This is a genomic window from Mesobacillus boroniphilus JCM 21738 (assembly GCF_000517385.1).
Classification (GTDB): domain Bacteria; phylum Bacillota; class Bacilli; order Bacillales; family Cytobacillaceae; genus Mesobacillus; species Mesobacillus boroniphilus.
The window spans coordinates 1-21354 of the sequence record NZ_BAUW01000024.1 but is presented as its reverse complement, the minus strand read 5'-3'; the positions used below and the strand labels follow the sequence as shown (position 1 = coordinate 21354).

The following is a 21354-nucleotide window of genomic DNA, read 5'->3' as shown; positions in this document are numbered from 1 at the left end:
TATCTGGTGTTCTTTATCAATCTCCTTCATTTGCTCTCTGTGTATCTCTAATATTCTTCTGAACGGTTATCCTCTTTAAAATAAAGGGCATGTGTGACGAGGAGTACAACTGGCAGCGTCGATGGCCAAACACCAACATACACCGTTTGATCCACAACCATAATAACCAAAAAAATAACCAAAGAAATGCCCCAGCCTAAAATAGATTTATCGATCCCCTTCAACATCCTCTATCCTCTCAAGCCGCTGCCCATCCTGCGTACGGCTAATTTTTAACTCCTCAATCTTCTATAAGCAGTGATCAGCACTTCGAAGAAAACAGTTACTCCAAGGAATGTAAAAAGGAAGAAAAACGGAGAACCGGTCATACCGAAAGCTACTTCGGTTTGAAGAGTATCAACGCTTTTCCAGGAGTCTTCGATAACCGGTGTGTAATTGAGCGTTTTGATGTAACCAATTACCAGTATGCCAACAAAATAGATAACATGAATGGCGATCGAAGCAATTGCTGCCTGAATAAATAGCTTCATATTTTGGCCTCCAATGCGACTCATGTAAAAAACAGAAACCTTCTCTATGACGCTTATCAATCAAGCGAAATCTTCACAACATCATCCAAATACTTCATCGAACTATACCCGTAAAGATCCAGTCTTTTAGGGATGACGTTGTCTCCATCTAACATCAAGGTCTCAACGGTAATAAAATGGCGTGGCTGTTCAATTTTTTCATAATCGAATGTGGGTGACTTCATATCGTATTGAACACCATTCTTATCCACGATCACTCCCTCATGGTCCATCCCCATTGAAATTGATTCATGATCACCTTCACCTACAACATTAAAGTGCAATCTTTCAAATTCCCGGTTTTCAACTTCATGGTTGCTGATGACAATGATTGTAGGCTGGCCAATTTCAATTTTATCAATGCTGATGGTACTTCCGGCATATTCAAACGTCTGGGGAAACGACTGGTTTAAATCAAGCTCGATGCTTTTTTTGTCATCGAATGAAAAATAGGCTGATTCGAATTGAACTGTTATGTCTTTCGGTTTTTCCCCATAAAACGGATCATAATACATTTGGTATCTTTGCCAATTGGCATCAGGCTGTAAATAATTATAACCACTAAAATGGTCCGGTTTTATTTTTACATTGTTCACTTCTAAATTGCCAAATTGAATCCTATCAATTCTCTTTTCCATCTCTCCCATAGGATGGCCATATTCCAAAAGCGTTGCAGTTGGAGCCATGATCAATTTATCCAGGCGAATTGGGACCCCTTCGATTTCTGCTTTTTCATTCAATTCAAATTCAATGGATGGCTGCTTAGTTACCGGGACTTCGAATTTCCATTCACCCGTTTTAAATCCATTGTTCTGGTAACTAAACCCCCACCTTGCCTCTTGTTCGTCGAGAGCCAGCTCCTGAATCCTTTCAATATTCAGTTTAAGAACACCCCTATTTTCCTCGAGCGGCCGCAGTCCAACCACTCCATAAAACACATTCTTTTTCTTTTTATTCATCTTCGCTTTTGGGTTCGGAGGATAATGACGTGGATATGTATCGTGGTTCTTGAGTTCACTCTCGTTTTCTATAAAAACCCCGTCTTCCGGAAAAATAACATATTGTTTATCCTCATTTGTATCTTCAATTTTATAAAAAACAAGCGTCTGATAATCATCAGCAACCACGCCCTTGATTTTAATTTTCACACCGTCGCTTTCCGCTTCCAGATTGAGCCTTTGCCCCAGATCATTTTGCAAAAAGGGACGTAATTGCTCGTTTTCTTCTGTCCATCCATAGTAAACATTGGCAAATGCTCCAGTAAGGAAACCGATGCCGAGAACGAATGCAAATACACTTGCAAAAACAAGGGCAACTTTCTTATGCTTCTTACTCCTTTGCTTCCTGGATTTCTCTTTTTCTGTCAGTCTCCCTTTAATATTCGAGATAAAATGCTCCGGCACTGGCAAGTCACTCATCCACTCAGCATAATGTAACATCAAGGTGATATCCTGAAAGGCAGCCAAATCCTCCTGGCATTCCCGGCAATTATAGAGATGCATCTCAAACTCTATTTTTTCCGGACGTCCATGGACTTTTCCAGATAATCAATGTAGTTACTCTGATATTCGTTACAGCCGTTATAAGTTGACCCATCGAGTTGTTTTCTTACCGACATTGCTCCGGAAAACATAAGCTCCTTCAGTTTCCCCATAGAAACCCGCAGAATTTGCGCAGTTTCCTCTTGGGAAAACCCTGTTCCATATGTAAGGATCATCGCTTCCTTTTCATCGCCCTCAAGTTGATCGAGTGCTTTAAGTAAGTCCTGATGAGGTGTAATTTCCCCCGACGCTTGTAAAACTTTATCTTGAGAAAGCTCCCGGCAATTATCAATGAATATTGAGGTAACCCACAATTCGAATGAGATTTCCCTTTTAAATCGAGGCAATTCCTTATGCACCTTTATAATCGACCGGTAAAATAACTCTTCCATTTGCTGCTGGTTCTGAAGATAAAACCACCCCAGTGCATAAAAGGATTGCTTATGCCGATCGAACCAGTCAACGACAGAATGAATCCCTTTTTCCTGTATAGTGGCAATCGTAATCGATTCCATTTCTGGGACCATACTTGTTCCCCCCCTTTTAACACGCTCTATCTCTTATTCTATTTTACCTTTAATTTCCTGTTATGCTAGATGTCTTTTGCCTTTTTGGAGTGATCGGTACCCTTACGGAGGGGAAGTTGATTGCATAAGGGTATCTTTCCGCTTGATTGGTACCCTTATGGAGCTGAAGGTGCTTGTATAAGGGAATCTTTCGGATTATAATTCCTTATTCAACCAAAAAAGCACAGGGTACGTCCCCGTGCTTTTGCTCTAGTAGAATGCATATGTAAAATCAATATGGTTGGAGTACGGCTTTGGAAAAGCAAAACTACTTGTCATTTGTAGTGACTTACTTTACTGGACTGGGTATAATAAATTCATAAAGAAGGAGGTGAAATGAGATGGAGAAAATATTGAATAAGATTTTAGATCGTTTGGATTCTATGGACAAGCGCTTTGATTCTGTTGATGCACGTTTTGAGTCTATGGAGGATCGATTTGAGTCTTCAGAGAATCGGTTTGACAATTTAGAAAAAGGCCAGCAAACTATACTATCTGAACAGAGCGAAATGCGGAGGGAAATGGGCTTTTACTATGGCAGCTTAATGAAAAAGCTTGATGAAACGAAAATAGAACTATCTAGTGAAATCAAGCATGTTTCCAATGTTCAGAAGCAGCATCAGGATGTTTTAGAGATATTGAATGAAAAACAGCAGTAAGATTAATTAATTTATACACTCTCTTTAATATCCCTCTCACATAATACTTCTTAGGAATCCTCGTGAATATATTAGCTTCCCTTAATTTATCCAAAACCAAAAGTGCCTGTTCCCAGGTGCAACATTACTCCGGGAACAGGCACTATTTTTGTGTTTACTACTCTAATCCTTGTATCACTAACTCTTTCACTGGCAGGAAGGTTTCGCCGGTATCCATGTATTTGAGATTAACCTGGTCGCCCTCTTTTACATAGATCGCCATTGGGTTCGTTTCTGATGAAATGATGTAGTTCTTTTTGTTGTCCAGCAGAATTGAAACGATTGTGAAGTCTCCTGTTTTTTCTTTGTAGACGCGCAGCACGGTTCCACTCGTTTGCTTTTCCTCTGCCTTCGAACTTCCATCCACCGTTCCACCGCCATGCTGCAGTGCCGTTTTATACTTTTTCAATGCTTCATTAGGCGTATTGCCATACACTGAAATTTCCGGGTTAGCAGCTGATACAATAAAGTAATTTTGCAGGAAGCCATTCGAATCAAGAACAGGCGTCAGCCAGCTGGCTTCTCCATAGAAATTGTAGAGAATCGGCATTTCGCCATGCCACTTTTTCTCGATGAATTTCTTTTCAATAATCTGCAGCGTGCCTTCGGAATCCATATAGGACTCTTCAAGATTGCCAGTATAGAAGGTCGCTTTCCCAGTCCTTGCGTTCGTCAAGGCATACCCAAGCATGGAGTCGACCCCTTCTTTCGGGCTGGTAAAATCGGTGAAATAATACATATCGCCATTTTCATCGAAAATTGGGCTGACCTGCGCTTCGGTTCCTTCATCTGAAGGCAGTTTTATATCCGTCTTGCCAAACACGCTGTTCCAATAACCATGAATGTAATTACCATAATAGCTGTTTTGCAGCTTACTGCTTCCGGCGAAACAGCGCCATCAATGAATTCTGGAACATCGGCCAGCGCATAGGATTCCGTCTTTCCTGAATCAGGATCGACTACGACAACCCCTTTAACATCAAAACCGTTCCTGGCTGAGATGAACTCACCGAAGGTCCTGATATAATAAGGCTTTCCTTCATCATCAATCTCCAGCTGCGTGTCTCCGTAGAAAATCGCCTCAGGATACTGCAAACGGATATGGCGTTCGACATTTTTATTGAAGAATGAAGAAGGTGTATAAACCATGTCTGATTTCTTGAACTTTGGATTTGCTGTTGAATCCGTGGCACTGATTGTAAAATAACCCGGTGTGGACTTGCCATTCCACCATTTGAAAAAGCCAGAAAATTCAACAGGAGCGATATAGACATATTCTCCATTGACCTTTTGGATTTGCAGATTCCCAAGCTCATAATAACTTGTATTCGGAACCTGGCCGAACGCCTTTTTCATCTTATTGCGCGCAAAATGTGGAGGGACACTCGCCGGCGTTTCCTTTTCATCGAAAGTCGAGATTTCCATCTTCTCCGCCATTTTCGCAGACTCATATTTTTCCTCTGCATTAAAAAGAAACGCGATGATGAAATACACACCCAGGAGCAAGGTTAGCAAAAACAAGCTCCCTTTAATCATTCTTTCCTTGCCAGCCGCAAAAAATGTTCCGGCAAGCGTGATCACAATCGCAAACGGCCACAAAGAAGAAAGATTGCGATCCAAATTAAACGCATAATAAAACGAAAAAGTCCCAACCGTAAAAAGAACAATCGCAGCAATCAAAAAGGCAGAGGTCATTTTCCTGTCCTTCTCTACCCCTTTAGAAAAAGGAGTAAGAATCAGCAGAAGCCAATCCAACCAAAAGAGCAAATAGAATGATATTTCCCATAGAAAAATCCCCTTTTATTTTTGTCCTCTACATATACGTATCAACTGATGTAAAGTTTCATGGGGGCGTATTATGCAAAGTTATAATGGTGAAATTTGTTTAAAAGTGCAATTGTTACTCCTTACTGTGCAATTCCAGGCTGCTTTCACGTAATTAATGCAGAGGTCGGTGCAATTATTAGGTTTTACAGTGCAATTAACCCTAATTTATTGAGAGAATACTGAAGAAGCACAGGGTCGCCCCCATGCTTCGGTCAATAATTGGATTCAGTTCAATGTCCCCGTTCCTCTTGCCTCCATTTAAAGAGATTCCCGAATGACTTTCTTTGAGTGCACCACTGATAGTACAGCAAAGATGGAGTAAAGTGCTGTATAAAGTCCCATGACAATCAGCATCGGCCACCATAGTTCTGTGCCGAAGAAGAACCATCCGGATTTGACGGCGAAGTAGCTGTGCAGCAGCCCGATTGCTAGCGGGATGCCGAAGTTGAACGCCTGCTTTGCCTGGATTCCTCTCAGCAAATCTCCCTGGGTGAACCCCAGTTTTCGCAAAATCGTATAATTCGTTTTTTCGTCTTCTGTCTGGTCCATTTGCTTGAAATAGAGAATGCAGCCTGATGTGACAAGGAAAGTTAGTCCAAGGAAACCGACAATGAACATCGTAAGCCCCATCTGCTTCTTTTGGATATTTTCACTGTCCAGGCGTGATTCATTCATATTTGCTTCATGGTATTTATTTTCATTGAACAGGTCATTCGCTCTCTCCAAATCGGCCTCATCCTGAATATCAATCCCGATATATAGAGAAGAGCCACGCTGTATTTCAGGGTCCGTATCCTTTTTCAGCTTCTCGAATACAGTCTCATCCACCACTGCTACAGGAGATCCCCCGAAATACCGGGAAACCGGATATTCTTTTTCCATTCCAAGATATTGCAGCGGAATGGAGTGATTTTTCCCGATGATCTCAATCGGCCCTGAGTCCTTCATAGAGATGAATTTCATCATGATATCGCTGTAGCCTGTCATGTAGCTTCATCCTTACTGACTTCCCTCTGGCCAACCGACTTATCGCTGATGACCGACACACTCATGGCCCGTGGATCCTGTGTGTATCCCTCCATTTTCAGTCCAATGATATCTTCCGCGTTCATGACCGCCTGGAGTACCTCAATACTTTTTTCTGTAAAAGCGATCTCCTCCGACTCCAATTCCGCCAAAAATTCAGCAGCAGTATCACCATCAACAAAGGCAAAGTTGTCTGGCACCATATTTTTCGCAGTCTGCTCAGCGGAATAATAGGAGATATAGCTTAACGACAACAACCCGATCGCCAATGCCGACACCGTCGTGATAATCGTCAACAGCAGCGCATTCGACTTCATCCTGAACATAATCGAGGAAAGCGAAAGCACCTCATTGATATTCAGATAGCCATCCTTCTTTTTCCGGATAATATTGGCGATGAAGCTGACAGACCCTTTGTAAAACAGATAGGTCCCGAAGATGACTGAAGCTAAAATGAACACCATGGCCGAAAAGAGTTCGTTCACCGACGTGAAGTCCCCTTCGAATAGCATGGAGGATACATAATAGCCGATTCCAATCAGCCAATGCCAAGGACTCCGATCACTATCTCAAAGAAAGAGATTTTCTTTACCCGGCCTTCTGTTTTTGACACCACCCTGAATAAGCTCAGGATGCTTTGTCTTTTTATAAAAATAAAGTTCAGCACCTGCAACAATACGTAGATCAGCGAAAAAACAATCAGTGTCTGGACCAGTGCTGTGCCGGAAAAATGAAGCTTTGCGATCCCGTCGACTTGCGTGAGTTTGAACAGTACCATCATGATCAGCTTGGAGATGGAGAACCCGAGGAAAACACCTGCTAGCAATGAACCAAAGTAAAGCAGAAAGTTCTCCACACTCAGGATGCGAAAAATTTTCCCCTTCGTCATCCCCACCAGCTGGAATAATCCAATTTCCTTGCTTCTTCTCTTTATAAAGATTCGATTGGCGTAAGTCAGGAAAATCGCGACGATTCCGACAAGCAGAACAGAAGCAGCCTTTATTGCCGCCTCCCCTTTAATCGAACCCTTTGTTTCATCCATAGACGGGTCATATTGGAGAGTGACGAATGCGAAATAAAGCGCGACACTGAACATCAGCGCAAACACATACAAATAATAGTTTTTCAGGTTCTTTTTCAAATTGCGGAGGATGAGTTGATTAACGCTCATGATGCACACCGCCCAATACGCTCTGGGTTTTCATGATGTCCTTGAAAAATTCCTGTCTCGTCTGGTCGCCTTTATTCAATTCTGTGTAAATCAGGCCATCCTTGATAAAAATAACCCGGCCGCAATAGCTTGCCGCAACAGGATCGTGAGTGACCATCAGGATTGTCGCCTGCCGTTTTTGATTCAAATCGCTCAGTTTGTTCAACAGGTCTGACGCTGATTTCGAATCAAGTGCACCCGTCGGTTCATCGGCAAAAATGATACTCGGATCATGGATAAAAGCGCGTGCAGCCGATGTCCGCTGCTTTTGTCCGCCGGAAATTTCATTCGGATACTTATCTTTCAGCTCGATAATCCCCAGTTCACTGGCAATCTTTTCGAACCTTTGATTCGCTTCCTTCCTCGGCGTCTTGCTGACCGAGAGCGGCAAAAGGATATTTTCCTTCACCGTCAGCGTGTCGAGCAGATTGTAGTCCTGGAACAAGAAGCCCAAATGCTGCTTGCGGAATTCCGCCAGCTGCTTCTCCTTCATCCCGGTAATGTCTTTCCCTTCAATCTTGATCGACCCGTTGGACACCCGATCGATTGAGGAAAGCACATTCAGCAGCGTCGTTTTTCCCGAGCCAGAGGCACCCATGATGCTCACGAACTCTCCTTTGAAAATTTTCAAGTCGAGCCCTTTCAACACTTCTTGTTTATTGAACTTATTTCCATATGTTTTATGAAGTTTGGCAGCTTCCAGTAAAATCATATCCGCACATCCTTTCTTTGATAGTTTCATTATAAAACCCTGGCTCTATGCCTTCCTTCGATTCAGGTAACAAATGAGCAAAGGCATGTGACATTTTTGTCACATGCCTGTTATTTGGAGAAATTCATTGTTTTTCGGGAAGATAAGAGTAAACGTGCTTCCCTTGCCTGGTGCGGATTCTACATCAATCCTGAGTTTCAGCGGTTGTGCAGCTTTACTTGCCAGGTATAAGCCCATTCCTGTTGCGGCACTGTCCTTGTGATAGGCAGTGGATGTAAAACCTTTTTCGAAAATGCGCGGGAGATCCCTGGAATCAATCCCTCTGCCCTCATCAGCAATCTCGAGGATGATCTGTCCATCCCGCTGTTCACTTTTAATCCGAACATCTGATGCATCGCTATATTTCACAGCATTCGTCAACAGCTGCCGCAGGATGAATGCAAGCCACTTGGCATCCGTCATCACCTCAGTATATTTCAGGTCAATATCGAAGCCAATCCCTTTTTGGATGCACCAAGACTGCAGGGTTTTGACCTCATCGAAAATAACACTCTCCAGATCGGTCTGTTCAATAAACAAGTCATTCTCCATGAAAGGAATTCGTTTTAGATGCAGCTGCTGGTCCAATAAAAGATGGATGCGCAGCCATTCATATATCATTTCCTTTTTTAAACTCTGGTCATCAAGCCGGTCGATCATCAAACTTAAAGCCGTCAGCGGCGTTTTCACTTCATGGATCCAGGAAAGCAGTTCATCCTTTTCTTCGTCCAGCCTGTGCTCATTCTCGGAAACGGTTTTTTTCAGAGCTTCAAAATGATGTGCAATGCTCTCCGCTACCACCACTTCAAACGGACTGAGGTTTTCCCTGTCTGAAAAATCAAGGAGATCCTCAGCCTCCTTCAGCCCCTTGTAAAATTTCATTTCTTTCTGGTAACGGATCAGGATAAAAATCACAAATATGATCGCTGACAGAAAAACATAATAAAGAGCCGACTCGATCGATACAGCGGAATCTATATAAGCAATAAAAACGAGTAGAAACTGGAGCAGTAAGAATACCAGAATCCAGCTCCGCCGTTCCTTTAGATAAGTCATAAACATCAGGCATGTTCCTCTTCAACGGCCATGTATCCCTGTCCAATCTTCGTTTCAATTTTACTGCCCAAACCAATCTCATCCAGCTTTTTCCGCAGGCGATTGACGTTGACTGTCAGCGTATTGTCGCTGATGAACCGCTTATCATCCCATAGGCTATTCATCACTTCGTCGCGGCTGACGATTTTGTTTTTCTGCTCAATCAGCAACTTTAATATGAAGATTTCATTCTTGGTCAATTCAATCCGGCCATTTTCATTGTCAACCGTATTTTTATCATAATCAACCGTTGCCCCGCACCACGTCTTCAACTGGTTCTGTACCGCATTATAATTGTAGGCACGGCGCAGGATCGCCTGAATTTTCGCAATCAACACCTCAAAGTGGAACGGCTTTTGGACAAAATCATCCGCCCCGAGCTGCATCGACATGACCATATCCGTAGGGTGGTCCCGTGATGACAGGAAAATAATCGGGACATTAGAATGCGACCGGATCATCCGGCACCAATGAAACCCATCAAACCTCGGCAGCTGGATATCGATGATCACCAAATCAGGCTTCACTCTGGTAAAATCATTCATCACATCTCCAAAATCCGTCACCCCATGCACCTCATACGACCACTGAGTCAGCCGCTCCCGAATCTCTTGGAACAAAGAAGCATCATCCTCAATCAGCAAAAGCTTCAACACCATAACCACCACACTTCCACTTCTATCTTCTTTATTTTAAAGGAAGTATTTTCTATATACCAGAATTAGTGGGGGTGATAAAGGGAGAGAGTAGGAGCGGGGGTTGTTGGCGACCTCTTTTTCCAGTTTCTGGAGTTTCAGGACGCCAATCGGCTTTATTGGTGACCTCTTTTTCCGGTTTCTGGAGTTTTGGGGCGCCAATAAGACTCATTGAAGACTATTTTCCCCAGTATTTAATAAGAGGCACTGGGCATCATTTAGGGCTAATCGTAACCTTATGCAGGAGGTTTGGCTTTCCATAAGGGTACATTTCGGGCTTATCATAACCTTATCCAAGAGTTTCGGCATAAGGGTATTCAAAAGAAGGATATGAACTCCTTATAATAGAATCAATATGAAACAGGAGGTTAAGTTTTGACAGAGTTTATTGAGGGGCAGGAATACCTGGTCTATAAATCGCTTATAACCATCATGCGTGACCGGACCAACAGATTGAGTGCTTTACAGGATGATCTGGAGGTTTTAGGTGCAGGAGAAGCTCCAACGGATCAATGATACAATTAGATTATCTAATCCTGGGGGTGTTACCATGCCAACTTGTCAGAATTGCAATCGGACATGGACCTGGAAACAGACGTTTAAAAAGTCCTTTACATTGGGCAGTGCAATAATTTGCCCTTACTGCGGAGCAAATCAATATGTTACAACACGGACAAGAAAAATCTCCTCTATGATCACTACCATCACAATTGCCGTGATTATGCTTATGAATGTCTTGTTTGGTCCATCCCTTCTTTTTTTCGTGGCTTTAATCGCAGCAACTCCAACCTATCTTGGGATATATCCATATTTAGTAGAACTGACGAATCAAGAGGAACCTCTTTGGTAGCGGCAATTCTGCATTCGTATAAAAAGCAATGGTCGCTTTATCTTCATCACTCGGGAACTTTGTATGGAAACTAGGAGGAATAATAATTGAAAAATAAAGTAATTTTATTGTCATCCGATCAACTTGGAAACGGCGAGCAGAATTAGGTGAGGGACTATTAGAAACCTTTTTCACGCTCCTGAAGCAAAAAGAAGAATTGCCTGCCGCTGTGTTCTGCATGAACAAAGGTGTGTTCACACTAACTGAACGCTCATTTATTTCCCTGCAATTGAAGGAGCTGGAAGAACGAGGTTTGGAGGTACTGGCTTGTAAAACATGCGTGGATTATTATGAGCTAAATGATAAACTCATAGCTGGTAAAATCAGCGGGATGGCACAATTCATAGAATTGGCCTCAAAGTATGAAGTATTGACATTGTCGTAGTGGGCGGTCTCGTTCCTGATTTTAAAAAAATTTTCATCCGTGCCCTGGTTTCTAAGAGAAGCACAGGTACGTCCCCTGTGCTTTTCATAAAAATTACTCAAACGGATATTTCAATCCCCATTGTCCACGAATTTCGTCCATCAGTTTCATAATTTCCAAGGATTCATCTAACGGAACAACAGGGCTTTCTAAAAGCCTTGACTCAGGCATCTTCCTACTTCTTCAATTTCAAACGCATAACCAGCCGATTTTCTGTCATCATTAAATGTTTCTACTTCCTTACCATCCTTATATAAGGTTGCAGATTTGGCACTATGGAATGAAGGGATTCGAATATATCCTTCTGTTCCATGTATGTATGCTTCGTTCGTTAAACCAATTCGAAATGCTCCGTTAAGAGTGGCGGTCTTTCCAGAAGGATAGGACATAAGAATAGAAAACTGTTCATCCACACCTGTTTCACCGATATGAGCAGTACTCAGAATCTTCTCTGGTTTTGTTCCGAATATCATTGATGCAAATGTAACTGGATAAATCCCTACATCAAGTAACGCTCCACCTCCAAGGGCGGGATTAAGTAATCTCCACTCAGGATCCCATGGGGCACGGAAACCAAAATCCGCTTTTACTAAAAGGACTTCGCCAATTTCCCCGCTGTCAATCCATTCTTTCACCTTAACAATCGGCGGCAGGAAACGTGTCCACATCGCCTCCATCAAAAAAAGCTTTTGATCTCTGGCAAACTGAATGATTTCTTCTAGTTCCCCGCTATTAATCGTAAAAGGCTTCTCGCAAAGCACAGCCTTACCAGCACGAAGACACGCCAATACATTATCCTTATGAAAAGGGTGTGGCGTAGCAACATAAATGGCATCCACATCCGGGTCCTGCACCAGTTCCTCGTATCTCCCATAAGCACGGGAAACACCATGCTCTTCCGCAAACTTTGCAGCGCTCTCTTTTGTACGTGACCCAACAGCAAATTTTTCGGTATTCTTAGCAAAAGCCAAATCCCTCGCGAAAGCATTTGCTATTCCACCTGTCCCTAAAATTCCCCATTTGAGAGTTTTTTCGTCCATTGATTGATCCTCTCCTTAATAAGCACTAGTCAGAACAACAAACCTTGTTAGTCCATTATACTATTAATATTGGTTACTAGAAGGTCGTTCGATGGATTTGCCTCACCAAAAAGCATGGGTAAGTCCCCATGCTCATGTGGCTATTCTTCCATCTGCAGCTGAAATCCCTGGTCTCTTAACTTCTTCTCTAGCTGCTCTATATGTTCATGGTCCTTCGTTTCCACTGATAACTCCAGCTGAGCAAAGCCTGGATAGATATGCTTGCCGATCCGGTTAAGGTTGACGGATTGTATGTTCGCATTAAGTTCCGTCACGGAGCTCAATACTCTTTGCAGCTCCCCTGGCTTATCTTTCAAAGTAATCGTAAAATGGGCAAACCTGCCGGATTCAACCAGTCCACGTTCAATGATCCGGGAGATAAAATTGACATCCACATTTCCCCCGCTTAAAACAACGGCAACCTTTTTACCGCTAAGCTTCATTTTATCGTAAAGCAGTGCAGCAAGCGGGCTTGCACCTGAACCCTCAACCAGCAGCTTATTTCGCTCCAGGACGAGAAGCATCGTTCGGGCTATTTCCATCTCGTCGACACAGAAAATGCCATCCACATAATTTCTAATGATTTCAAAAGTCTTTAATCCGGGCTTTTGAACAGCAATTCCATCTGCCATCGTGGGGGCTGCTTCAACAGCAACAGGTCTGTTCTCAGTTAACGACTGTTTCATACTCGGACATGCAAGCGTCTGGACACCATACACCTTAATGTCCGGTTTCTTCTCTTTCACCGCCAACGCGACACCCGCAATAAGCCCTCCCCCGCCAACAGGGCAGACAATCGCCTCGACATCCGGCAGTTGATCAAGAATTTCCAAACCTACTGTCCCTTGTCCGGCAATGACTGCCTCATCATCGAAGGCATGAATAAAAGTGGCGCCAACCTTGTCTTTAAGCTCCAACGCAAAGGCGAGAGCCTCATCAAAAACTGCACCTTCGAGTATGACTTCGGCTCCGTATTGCCGTGTTGCCAGCACCTTGCTGAGAGGAGCACCTTTCGGCATGACAATCGTGCACTGAATGCCGAGCATCTGGCAGGAATAAGCCACGCCCTGGGCATGGTTGCCGGCTGAAGCCGCTACAACCCCATTTTGCAGCTTTTCAGGAGGCAAAGATATTAGTTTATTATAAGAACCCCTAACCTTGAAGGACCCTGTCTTTTGCAGGTTTTCAAGCTTCAAATATACTTCATTATTTGAGAGAGTGCTAAACGTTTTAGAATAATCAAGAGGTGTCGTATGCACAATTCCCTTCATTTTTTCCCGCGCTAAAATGACATCATCCAAGCTCATTTCCAATCCCCCTGATTCCCATTTAATTTCTTTTTATGTTGCTCAGGGAGAGGAAAAGTATGTAAAAGAGAGACAGAGGGAAGGTTCACTGTCTCTCAAGTTCACTTATTTACGATTGAGCGTCCACTTCAATTAAACCTCGGCAATCATTATGTTACAATACTGAAAAGGGATCATCCCTAGAGGAGGATGGGTAAAATGGCGTTTTTCTTTTCGCTTATTTTCATTGTGATTTCGGTATTCATTTCCCTCATTTTTAAAAATGAACTGGAGCGGATGTTTCTTAGAGGAAAGGAGTTTTTTCCTTTTCACATCTGCAATTTGCTGATTATCTTAATGGTGGCTTTTGCATCCCAGGCAGTTATGACGAGATATGTTTTCGAGCAGCCACAACATATCATCAGAGATGTACTGATCCTCATCGCCCTCATTTTACCTGTATACATTTCCGGGCACTTGGCCTTCGAAAAATACAAATCCGTCTACCGTAAATTTTCAGCCGCCGAGAATGGAAAAGTACTCGTACTGAACGAAAAGTACTTGAAAAAGAAAAAGCGGTTTAAAAGCCTCAAGCAGTATAATGCCATGTCCAAGGAGGAATAACTTATATGCAGAAAAGACAGCGAGAAGATTTCGCTGTCTTAAAAAATGGCTCTTAATCCTGATTTTGTGTTGATAATTATATTTAGGCTTTTGTGTGTTTTATCTGTATTCTCCAGCCTATTTCAGAACCATCAGAAGAATACGATTGGCTTCTCCTGAAAAGTGACAAAAGGAATGGAGTATACAATAACGCCCACCCCAGAATTCCAATGAGTATTATATAATAGTTAGAAACCTTTTTCCGTAAAAGAATCTCTTTATCTGTCATATTCTCGTCCCCTTCAACCTTATAAAAGGACCGGAACTGACCGAAAAAATCTCCTTGCCATTACCGGTTCCTATTTTCCAGCACAAGCAGTTTCACTCTTAATAATAGATTACAAATAATTTTCTGAAAATTATACAAATTTTTAAAATAACCGAGATAGATGGAGACAGAAGGCCGGTTCCCATGTCCCATGTTGGTTGTTCAGAAGAGCCATCTTTTTCCTTTCATCTCATACAAAAATCTTGTAATATTAGGTTAAGGTGGTGAGGGCTGTGAGAAAAATGATTTTGGAGCGAATTGACGAAACGATTGAATCGAATAGAAAGATAGCAAATCTTATGGTAAAGATTTCAGCCAATCAAGAAAAAATTCGAAGCAGAAGATTCCGTTCCCGTAGCAAAGGTGAGGTTGAAGCCCTGACTCAGATTTCGATTTCTCGTTGGAACAGATAAACTGCCTACGACGATTGGCTTTATGTTTTCCTGTTCGAAGTATGATGTCAGGATTGAAGCAAAGTCAAGCATCTTTTGGAACTTAGGCTTATCCTTAATAAGCTCAAATTCTTTTTTTAAATCCTCAATTGTAATCATAATATAGTACCCGATCTCCCCCTCATATTTTCTTAATAAACCGTCAATGATGACAGGTAATGAGCCATTTCTGGGATGTGAGAGAATGAGAAAAATTAAGCTGAGTGATTTGGATGAACAGATAAAGAGAAATAGGAAAAAGGTCAATAAAAAAATAGCAGAACTTTCGGCCTCTAAACGTAAAAAGAAAAGTCGGCCAAGAAGCAAAGGTGAAAGAGAAGCATTAAACCAAATCTCCATACAAAAATAGAAAAAAGCCATAGAGAGCGGGAAAGTCAAAAAGATTAGTGACCGAGTTTGGTATTATGACCACCGGGACTAACTCTTGAGGAATTGAGACGAGTGACAGAGGGATGTCCCACTGAATATTCGAACGGGTTTCGCATTCCCACTACATTATACATTTTCACTGTTTGTCCGGCTTAAAAATCATAAATTAAAAAGACAGCGAAACGGATTCGCTGCCTGATATTATATGATTTACGAGACACACACCTCTCCTAATCCACCACAATATAAGTGGCTTTGACAGGTCCGTGGACTCCGACGATCAGGTTCATCTCGATGTCGGCGCTGTTGCTTGGGCCGGTGATGAAGCTGACGTATGATGGGACGTCTTCTCCCCTGGCCTGGGCTTGATGGATGTGTCTGGCTGCCTGGGTCATCCTTGGCACGAGGGTGCTTTTCGGGATGATCGCGATAAATGTCCGCGGCAGCAGGCTGATCGAACGGCCATTGTCCTTAGTGTTGAACGATGTCACGGTGCCAGACTCGGCAAGTGTGATGTCGCTGAACACGATGCCACATCGGCGCGTTCTGCAATCTTTTGATTTTCCTTGCCTAGTGCCGATTCCCATACATGGACATCCAACTGATCCTTCTGCTCTTCAAAAAACTCAGTCACTCCATACTCCTGATAACGCGCATCTTTGGACGTGATGATTAACTTGCCTTCATAAGCCTCCAGCGTTTCGTTCAACACCTTGGACAGTCCGTCACGGTCCGTCCGTTTAAAAGTGGTATGGATGACTTTGCAATGTTTTTCAAGCACTTCAACTAATTCGTCCTGGCTCATGCCTTTGAACACTTCATCCTGTGGGGTGACACTCCACTGAGGGCGCTCCACTCCTGATGTCCGTCGCTCCCGCCCAAGTCTGGACGCCAGCTTATCTAAAAAGGCTTCTCGGTTTTGGATGCTCATTTGGATTCACCGTCTTTCTGTCTTTGCTTGAACCACGAACGGAACGATTGTCCCTGTGGCGCGTAAAATCACGTACTTCCGTCCATGCTTTTAATGGTCCCGGTCCATTTTTAATCATCCCGTCTTTTGTCCATGGACCAAGAGCTGGTTTGGCCATTTTCGCACTCATATTATAAATCGACGGGTTAGAACCCCATGCCGCAAAACCTTTCATCATCAACTTTTCAGCTGTTGGGGCCATATTTTTTTCCACAATGATCTGGCGATGGCGAATCAGATGCTCATGCAATGGAATTTTAACCGGACAAGCCTCGGTACATGCCGCACACAATGTCGATGCATATGGAAGCTCTTTATGATCCTCATAACCCTCCAGCAGCGGAGTGATGACCGCACCGATTGGGCCTGGATAAATCGAGTTATACGCATGTCCGCCGATATGGCGGTAAACAGGGCAAGCATTGATACAAGCCGCACAGCGAATGCAATGCAGAGCGGATTGGAACTCAGTTCCGAGTATTTTAGAACGGCCATTGTCGACAACAACAAGGTGGAATTCTTCCGGTCCATCAATCTCTTCATCTAGACGTGTTCCGGTAAGCGCGGTAATATAGCTTGTTAGCTTTTGGCCAACCGCCGCGCGCGTCAATAAGCTGACAAGGACCTCCATTTCTTCCCATGTCGGCACGATACGCTCCATGCCCATCACCGTGATTACAGTATCTGGAAGAGCTGTCACCATTTCGGCGTTCCCTTCATTTGTGACCAACGTGATCGACCCCGACTCAGCAATCGCAAAGTTACAGCCTGTCACACCGACATCTGCAGCTAAAAAGTCCTGGCGCAGCTGCTCACGGGCAAAGGCAGCCAGTTCTTCAGGAGTATCTGATCCTGTATAGCCTTTTTTCTTCGCAAAAGTCTCACGGATTTGCTGTTTGTTTTTATGCAGCGCAGGTGTAACGATATGGGATGGCGGATCTTCATCTAATTGCAGAATCCATTCGCCCAGATCCGATTCCACCACTTCAGCACCGACTTCCTCCAGCGCCTTATTCAATCCGATTTCCTCGGTTACCATCGATTTCGCTTTGACGACTTTTTTCGCTTGCTTCTTTAAAATGATGTCTTTAACGTACTGGTTTGCTTCTTCCGCTGTCTCAGCAAAAAACACATGCCCGCCGCGTTTGGATACTTGCTCGCTTAATTGCTGCAGATAGTAATCGAGGTTTTCCAGCGTATGGGTACGGATTTCCTCACCCAAATTGCGCCAGTCCTCCCAGTTGCCGAGCTCCTCAGCCTGTGTGAGCCGGCCAGTCCGGAATCTTCCTTGCGCGGAGGAAACAGCCTGCCGCATAAAATCATCTTTTATTCCTTTTTGGATACGCTCTTTATAAGGAATCTCACCAATTTTGATGCTCATCTTTTTTCCCTCCGTTTCTTAGTGAGTATTTAAAATCTCTGTGATGTGAATGATCTTTACCTTTTTGCCCTCGCGCTCCATGCGGCCGCCAATATTCATCAAGCAGCCCATATCCGCGCCAACCAAATATTCAGCTTGAGTTTCTGCCACGTGGCGAGACTTTTCACTTACCATCTCCTGCGAAATCACCGGATTCTTAACGGCAAACGTTCCGCCGAATCCACAGCAATCCTCTTCCCACGGCAGGTCAACCAGTTCAACACCTTTGACATTGCGCAACAAGATTTTCGGCTGTTCTTTTACACCAAGAAGGCGTTTCATATGGCAGGAAGAATGGAAGGTCACTCTACCCTTAAAAGTCGAGTCCAAATCGGTTATACCCATGACGTCGACAAGGAACTCCGTAATTTCGTAACACTTAGCAGCGAAGACTTTCGCTTCTTCTTCCCACTCTGGGTCACCGGCAAAAATATGCGGATATTCCTTCAACATGCTCACGCAGGATCCTGAAGGTCCAACGACATATTCCGAATGTCGGAAAGCCTTCATCATTTGCTTCATCGCTGCTTTCGCCTCTTCTAAATACCCACTGTTATAGGCAGGCTGTCCGCAGCATGTCTGCTCCATCGGATAGTCCACTTCACATCCAACTCTTTCAAGGATTTCAAGCGTATTTTTCGCCACATCCGCAAAGAGAATATCACTTAGGCACGTGCTAAATAATGAAACCTTCATGTTTGTTCACCTCATGTAAAAGTCGTCCGACGGCCGCCCGAATTACTCAATATATCTAAAAAGCCGGTCCTGGACATTTTGCAAATGCTCAAGCATTGCTTGGCGCGCTTCGTTTGGCTGTCGGTTTTTAATTGCTTCAAAGATTCGTCGATGCTCAGAATGCAAGTCATCGACAATGTTATCCGAATACAGGAGCACCTTCCGGGTTTCCTGAATCGTTTGCGAATTCAGCGCCGAGACGCTGCTCATCAGATTAATTAACAATTTGTTATGTGTCGCATTCGCGATCGCAACGTGGAAATCAAGATCCGCTTGGGAAGCGAGCTCTTCATTTCCATTGGCATGCTCCATCACGATCAATGCTTTTTCCATATCAAGCAAATCTTCTTCTTCGTGCACAGCAGCTGCCTGTGCAGCGGTGCCGATTTCTAGAATCTTACGGACTTCGTACAGTTCCTTCACATCTTCAAGCTTCATTAAAAATGCGCTAGTCACGGGCAACTGGAATTTCGACGGATCAAAGGTATCCACAAACGTCCCTTCACCCTGGCGCATTTTCACCAGCCCCATTGTCCGTAAACCACTTAATGCTTCCCTAATCGTGGAACTCCCAACGTCGAAGCTTTTTGCCAGTTTTTCGACTGAATCTAATTTATCACCTGGTTTCAATTCACCAGTTTTAATTAACTCAATGATTGAATCAGCAACTTGTTCATAAACTTTTTTTGCTTGCACTCGTTTATATGGCATATCCTTCATCTCCCATCTATTCCTTTTTATTATACAGAGAATTTAGCTCTCCGAAAGATAGTGGGACCTTTTGGCAGCTTAAAGCAAGTTCAAGAAAATAAAACCAGACACTCCCGCAAGAATTCCATACAGGATTGCAGGCGCCAATGTTTTACGGATGATTTCTCCTTCTTTACCGGACACCCCAACAACCGCACTCGCCGCGACAACATTATGCACACAAATCATGTTTCCCGCAGCTGCTCCAATGAGCTGGACTGCCAGCACGATATTCGACTCCAGGCCAACGGCATCCGCAACATTGAATTGGATTGGCGAAAACGTTAGTGTCGAAACCGTTGCGCTTCCAGTAATGAACGCTCCTAACTCACCAAGGAACGGAGCAACGAAAATCCAGACAGAACCTAGCGAGCCAGCAAAGGATTCAGCAATATACTGTGGCATACTGACTAATTCATTTAGATTCATGCCCGAGTTAACAAATACTTGAACCATTGACAGCGTCGCAATCAAGGCAATCGATGTCATTTTCATCGTCGATAACGACTCTTTCGAAGCATTGGTAAAAGTCTGGTACGATTTTCGCTGGAATAAGAACGCTAAAACTGCCGCCGCAGTAAGGATCGTTCCTGGAGAATACAAGAATTCCCAGGCCGATGTAACGCCCTCAACTCCTAAAATATTGCTCCAGGTAAAATCAATCGCTGTCCTCGCAAACTCTTTCAGCGCCGGAACAATTCGTGTGAGCAGCAATAAAAGAACGACAACAACATATGGCGACCAGGCTGTCACAATGCTCATCTTTGACTTTTCAGTCGAAACGACAAAATCTTTTCGCATCGCAGCTTTCCATTCTGTTTTTGGAAGCAAGAAGCCTTTTTTCGCAGTTACCGTCGCCACCGCAAGGGTGATGAGCGCTGCAAGAATCGAAACAAACTCATGCCCGAAAAGGGTAGCTACCAGTAACGCACTGCCTGTGTAAATAAATCCAATCATCAGTGTCCATGGAAGCATCGGCAACGCATCCCTGATACCGCTTCCAAAAAAGACCGTCAGCACTACCATTAAAATGAACGGAATGAACGAACCCGCTAATAAATCAAGACTCGTCACTGTAACGGCAATATCATGGAAAAACGGAGTGTCTGCACCGGGAATATTGCTCAATCCCACTGCCACCGGTGTTCCAACCGCTCCAAACATGACCGCGGTACTGTCAGCAATCAAGGCGATCGTTGCAGCCGCGATTGGCTGGAACCCTAAAGCCAGCATTAACGGTCCGGTAACCATTGCAGGCGTTCCAAATCCTGCAGCACCTTCAATAAGTGAACCAAATAAAAAGGCAACGATAATGACTTGCACTCGCATGTCACCAGAAATACTTTGAAATCCCTGGTTAATCCGCACAACCGCTCCCGTATTCCGAAGCGTGTTCAACAACACCAAAGCACCAAATAAAATCCAAAGAATAGTCAATGTTTTATGTACCCCTTGAAAAATCGACGCCAATACCACTTGTCCTTCCATCCCCCAAGTAGTAAGCGCTACCAAAATGACGATCAGTGAACTCAAAGCCATCCCCTTAGCCGCCGGCATCCGCATGATAACAAGGAATAAAAACGGAGCGATAATCGCACTTAACGCAATCAGCAATAACATTAGATTCCTTCCCCCTAGTTGCTTGTAAGCTTGATAGTTTCATAGTTTTTAAGATATTTAGTTTTAAAATACGCAACAGATATCTGGTCATCAGATGACCTCATTATTTTTTCATACTTTTTAAAAGAATTCAATAACAAAAATCACAAATGGGTAGAAGGATGTGATGATGTCGCATAAATCAGAACAACCCTAAACAGGATGTCCCTTGAAAAGGAGTATTCTTTTCGACCATAAAGAATGCGATAAAAAAAAGCATCCCGGAGGATACATCGTTCGTATGATATTGTTCAAATCGATCTGAATTATGATGGATTCTTGACAGCTTTGACCTCTAAATCTTCAAACCTGTCAGAATAACGGTGTTTTCTTGACAGCTTTTGCTCCTTCTCCTTCAAACCTGTCACAATAACGGCGGTTTCTTGACAGCTTTGACCTCTTATCCCTCAAA

Annotated in this window: 18 protein-coding genes and 6 pseudogenes; 6 read left to right on the top strand and 18 right to left on the bottom strand. The window is 43.5% G+C overall.

Going from position 1 to position 21354, the window contains the following annotated elements:
- Positions 1 to 47 precede the first annotated feature (47 nt).
- Genes JCM21738_RS09145 through JCM21738_RS25670 form a run of 4 tightly spaced genes read right to left on the bottom strand, consistent with a single transcriptional unit; the run spans position 48 to position 2637 of the window.
- Positions 48 to 227, bottom strand: coding sequence for a hypothetical protein (locus tag JCM21738_RS09145; protein WP_023625960.1), 180 nt, complete (start codon positions 225 to 227; stop codon positions 48 to 50).
- A gap of 45 nt (positions 228 to 272) precedes the next feature.
- Positions 273 to 530, bottom strand: a complete 258-nt coding sequence (locus JCM21738_RS09140) for a hypothetical protein (RefSeq protein WP_023625961.1) — start codon at positions 528 to 530, stop codon at positions 273 to 275.
- Positions 531 to 586: 56 nt separating this feature from the next.
- Positions 587 to 2035: a DUF4179 domain-containing protein gene (locus JCM21738_RS09135; protein ID WP_052019627.1), complete on the bottom strand. Its 1449-nt coding sequence runs from the start codon at positions 2033 to 2035 to the stop codon at positions 587 to 589.
- Positions 2036 to 2079: 44 nt separating this feature from the next.
- Complete coding sequence (locus JCM21738_RS25670) at positions 2080 to 2637, bottom strand: RNA polymerase sigma factor (protein WP_052019625.1); 558 nt, start codon at positions 2635 to 2637, stop codon at positions 2080 to 2082.
- 380 nt (positions 2638 to 3017) lie between these two features.
- On the opposite strand from JCM21738_RS25670, the gene JCM21738_RS09130 reads away from it, so the two are divergent.
- On the top strand, positions 3018 to 3335 hold the full coding sequence (locus tag JCM21738_RS09130; protein ID WP_023625963.1) for a hypothetical protein: 318 nt from the start codon (positions 3018 to 3020) through the stop codon (positions 3333 to 3335).
- 157 nt (positions 3336 to 3492) lie between these two features.
- Here JCM21738_RS09130 and JCM21738_RS09125 read toward each other — a convergent pair.
- The 5 genes and pseudogenes from JCM21738_RS09125 to JCM21738_RS09105 form a co-directional block, all read right to left on the bottom strand.
- A pseudogene (locus tag JCM21738_RS09125) lies at positions 3493 to 5160 on the bottom strand (hypothetical protein).
- A gap of 299 nt (positions 5161 to 5459) precedes the next feature.
- Positions 5460 to 7398: pseudogene (locus JCM21738_RS09120) on the bottom strand (ABC transporter permease).
- Positions 7388 to 8149 (bottom strand): ABC transporter ATP-binding protein, encoded by a 762-nt coding sequence (locus tag JCM21738_RS09115; protein ID WP_023625966.1) that lies wholly within the window; start codon positions 8147 to 8149, stop codon positions 7388 to 7390. The pseudogene JCM21738_RS09120 and the gene JCM21738_RS09115 overlap by 11 nt, the downstream one beginning before the upstream one ends.
- A gap of 99 nt (positions 8150 to 8248) precedes the next feature.
- Positions 8249 to 9250: a sensor histidine kinase gene (locus tag JCM21738_RS09110; protein ID WP_023625967.1), complete on the bottom strand. Its 1002-nt coding sequence runs from the start codon at positions 9248 to 9250 to the stop codon at positions 8249 to 8251.
- The gene (locus JCM21738_RS09105; RefSeq protein ID WP_031308088.1) at positions 9250 to 9939 is read right to left on the bottom strand and encodes a response regulator transcription factor; all 690 of its coding nucleotides are present in this window, start codon (positions 9937 to 9939) and stop codon (positions 9250 to 9252) included. The genes JCM21738_RS09110 and JCM21738_RS09105 overlap by 1 nt, the downstream gene beginning before the upstream one ends.
- A 414-nt stretch (positions 9940 to 10353) precedes the next feature.
- Between JCM21738_RS09105 and JCM21738_RS24330 the strand changes: the two genes are divergently transcribed.
- From JCM21738_RS24330 to JCM21738_RS09095, 3 genes and pseudogenes are all read left to right on the top strand, one after another.
- Positions 10354 to 10494 (top strand): hypothetical protein, encoded by a 141-nt coding sequence (locus tag JCM21738_RS24330; RefSeq protein WP_023625970.1) that lies wholly within the window; start codon positions 10354 to 10356, stop codon positions 10492 to 10494.
- A 34-nt stretch (positions 10495 to 10528) separates the two neighbouring features.
- Entirely contained in the window at positions 10529 to 10828 is a 300-nt protein-coding gene (locus tag JCM21738_RS09100; protein ID WP_023625971.1) for a TIGR04104 family putative zinc finger protein, read from the top strand.
- A gap of 86 nt (positions 10829 to 10914) precedes the next feature.
- A pseudogene (locus JCM21738_RS09095) lies at positions 10915 to 11252 on the top strand (DsrE family protein).
- Between the two features lie 93 nt (positions 11253 to 11345).
- On the opposite strand, the pseudogene JCM21738_RS09090 reads toward JCM21738_RS09095, so the two are convergent.
- Both JCM21738_RS09090 and ilvA read right to left on the bottom strand, forming a co-directional pair.
- A pseudogene (locus tag JCM21738_RS09090) lies at positions 11346 to 12331 on the bottom strand (Gfo/Idh/MocA family protein).
- Positions 12332 to 12471: 140 nt separating this feature from the next.
- On the bottom strand, positions 12472 to 13677 hold the full coding sequence (ilvA, locus tag JCM21738_RS09085; RefSeq protein WP_023625974.1) for a threonine ammonia-lyase: 1206 nt from the start codon (positions 13675 to 13677) through the stop codon (positions 12472 to 12474).
- Positions 13678 to 13875: 198 nt separating this feature from the next.
- On the opposite strand from ilvA, the gene JCM21738_RS09080 reads away from it, so the two are divergent.
- On the top strand, positions 13876 to 14280 hold the full coding sequence (locus JCM21738_RS09080) for a hypothetical protein (protein ID WP_023625975.1): 405 nt from the start codon (positions 13876 to 13878) through the stop codon (positions 14278 to 14280).
- Between the two features lie 82 nt (positions 14281 to 14362).
- Here JCM21738_RS09080 and JCM21738_RS09075 read toward each other — a convergent pair whose 3' ends face one another.
- The gene (locus JCM21738_RS09075; protein ID WP_035209249.1) at positions 14363 to 14548 is read right to left on the bottom strand and encodes a hypothetical protein; all 186 of its coding nucleotides are present in this window, start codon (positions 14546 to 14548) and stop codon (positions 14363 to 14365) included.
- A 350-nt stretch (positions 14549 to 14898) separates the two neighbouring features.
- Positions 14899 to 15138 (bottom strand): hypothetical protein, encoded by a 240-nt coding sequence (locus JCM21738_RS09070; protein ID WP_023625977.1) that lies wholly within the window; start codon positions 15136 to 15138, stop codon positions 14899 to 14901.
- Between the two features lie 85 nt (positions 15139 to 15223).
- Here JCM21738_RS09070 and JCM21738_RS24325 point away from each other — a divergent pair, with 85 nt between their 5' ends.
- On the top strand, positions 15224 to 15388 hold the full coding sequence (locus JCM21738_RS24325) for a hypothetical protein (protein WP_023625978.1): 165 nt from the start codon (positions 15224 to 15226) through the stop codon (positions 15386 to 15388).
- 250 nt (positions 15389 to 15638) lie between these two features.
- Here the strand turns inward: JCM21738_RS24325 and JCM21738_RS09065 are convergent.
- The 5 genes and pseudogenes from JCM21738_RS09065 to JCM21738_RS09045 form a co-directional block, all read right to left on the bottom strand.
- Positions 15639 to 16339 (bottom strand): annotated as a pseudogene (locus JCM21738_RS09065) (LutC/YkgG family protein).
- Positions 16336 to 17759: pseudogene (locus JCM21738_RS09060) on the bottom strand (LutB/LldF family L-lactate oxidation iron-sulfur protein). The pseudogenes JCM21738_RS09065 and JCM21738_RS09060 overlap by 4 nt, the downstream one beginning before the upstream one ends.
- A gap of 18 nt (positions 17760 to 17777) precedes the next feature.
- Entirely contained in the window at positions 17778 to 18494 is a 717-nt protein-coding gene (locus JCM21738_RS09055; protein WP_023625981.1) for a (Fe-S)-binding protein, read from the bottom strand.
- Between the two features lie 42 nt (positions 18495 to 18536).
- Positions 18537 to 19244, bottom strand: coding sequence for a FadR/GntR family transcriptional regulator (locus JCM21738_RS09050; protein WP_023625982.1), 708 nt, complete (start codon positions 19242 to 19244; stop codon positions 18537 to 18539).
- A 78-nt stretch (positions 19245 to 19322) separates the two neighbouring features.
- Complete coding sequence (locus JCM21738_RS09045) at positions 19323 to 20903, bottom strand: L-lactate permease (RefSeq protein ID WP_023625983.1); 1581 nt, start codon at positions 20901 to 20903, stop codon at positions 19323 to 19325.
- Between the last annotated feature and the right edge of the window lie 451 nt (positions 20904 to 21354).